We start from the raw sequence: 1,400 nt of genomic DNA, 5'->3' as shown, positions 1-1,400 counted from the left end.
CAATGCCGTTGCTTTTGAGGCTGTCGGCCGGTTGAGCCGGTGTGCTGATATCCCGTCTGGAGCGGCTGGGGCTGGGAGTCCTGACCCGGTCGTGCCCGCCAGAGCTGGTGGACCGGGTGGTCGATGAGGCCGGCCGCTCGGAGAAGCGTCGGCGTCTGTTGTCCGCTCGGTTCACGGTCTACTTCGTGCTGGCGATGTGCTTGTTCCCGCAGGCCGACTACCTGGAGGTCCTCCGGCTGGTGAAGACCGGCGACAAGGGGTTGCGGTCCTGGTCGGGGGTGAACAAGTCGTCGCTGACCAGGGCCCGGCAGCGGCTCGGCTGGCCGGTGATGCGGGAACTGTTCCGGTCCGTGGCCCGGCCACTCGGCGCGGACGGCGAGCTGTTCCGAGGGCTGCGGGTGCTGGCTCTGGACGGGATGCTGCTGGCCGTGCCCGACTCTGCGGGCAACAACGACGCCTTCGGCAAGTCCGGCTCCCAGCGCAGTCCCATGGGTTATCCGCAGGCCAGAGTGGTCGCGGTGGCCGAGTGTTCCTCTCATGCCGTCCTGGACGCCGCCATCGGCGGGTTCAAGGATTCCGAGCGCATCGTCTCCGACGCCCTGGACGCCCATGTCGGGTCCGGCACGCTGTTACTGGCTGACCGGGGATTGTGGGGTCTGGCCCGCTGGCACCGGCTCCGGGAGCAGGGCACGCACCTGCTGTGGCGAATCGAGCGACGCAAGGCCCGCCGGGTCCAGGACGTCCTGCCCGACGGCAGCTACCTCGCCCGGATCGAGGCGAACAAGCACAGCAAGGCGGCTGGAACCGTCAAGGCGCCGCCGGCCCTGGTCCGTGTGATCGAGTACCGCGTCGACGGGCAGGCCGACATCGTCCGGCTCATCACCAGCCTGACCGACCACGAGAAGTACCCCGCCGAAGAACTCGCCGTCCTCTACGCCCGGCGCTGGGAGATCGAGCTGGTCTTCGACGAGATCAAAACCCACCAGCGCGGCCGGCCGGTCCTCAGGTCGCAGACACCGGACGGCGTGCGGCAGGAGATCTACGCGCACTTGATCGTGCACCATGCCACCCGGGATCTGCTGGACGAGGCCGCCCGCCTGCACCACAGCATCGCCGAGCGGACCTCGTTCACCCGAGCCCTGCACGTCGTCCGCCGCTCGGTGATCTCACCGAGCGGCTTTTCCCCCCTCAGCCCGCAAGCGGGACCGACGCCTCGGACTCTCTGAAATCGGCTGCAGTCTGCTGCCCCGCCGTAGATCCCGTGACTGCCCCCGCAAGATCCGTTCCTGTATCACCGGCTACGCCAGCAAAGCCCCTGGCGAGCCTTCCAGCAGCCGACGTCCACCGATCGCCGTGGCCTTGAACAACCGGTGGCACGACCACTAAAGCAACGGCATTGG

Annotated in this window: 1 protein-coding gene; it reads left to right on the top strand. The window is 68.2% G+C overall.

Annotation, left to right across the window (positions count from 1 at the left end; all coding sequences use genetic code 11):
• Nucleotides 1-41 precede the first annotated feature (41 nt).
• A complete protein-coding gene (locus tag ACGFS9_RS32735; RefSeq protein WP_393258634.1) occupies nt 42-1,226 on the top strand; it encodes an IS4 family transposase in 1,185 nt (394 codons plus the stop codon).
• The last annotated feature ends 174 nt before the right edge of the window (nt 1,227-1,400 follow it).

This window comes from Streptomyces sp. NPDC048566, assembly GCF_043199735.1.
In the GTDB taxonomy this organism is placed as follows: Bacteria; Actinomycetota; Actinomycetes; order Streptomycetales; family Streptomycetaceae; genus Streptomyces.
This window is presented reverse-complemented; position numbering and strand designations above follow the sequence as displayed.